Consider the following 273-nt stretch of genomic DNA (forward strand, 5'->3'; position numbering starts at 1 on the left):
GCTGATCGCCTGCCTTCGATAACAACAGACAAAGCAAGGTAAACCCGACATGCGCACCCTTCTTCTTGCACCTCTGATGCTGGCCGCCAGCATGGCCAACGCCGCCGACACGGTGAAGATCTACAACTGGTCCAGCTACGTCGCGCCGGACACCCTCAAGCACTTTCAGCAAACCACGGGCATCAATCCCACCTACGACGTGTACGACAGCAACGAAACCCTCGATGGCAAGCTGATGACCGGCAATTCCGGCTACGACGTGGTGTTTCCGTC

Annotated in this window: 1 pseudogene; it reads left to right on the plus strand. The window is 57.5% G+C overall.

Going from position 1 to position 273, the window contains the following annotated elements:
* Positions 1-49: 49 nt before the first annotated feature.
* A pseudogene (locus tag SB756_RS30010) lies at positions 50-273 on the plus strand (spermidine/putrescine ABC transporter substrate-binding protein PotF); the annotation flags it as partial.

It is taken from the genome of Pseudomonas sp. SIMBA_068, from assembly GCF_046534705.1.
Taxonomy (GTDB): Bacteria; Pseudomonadota; Gammaproteobacteria; order Pseudomonadales; family Pseudomonadaceae; genus Aquipseudomonas; species Aquipseudomonas putida.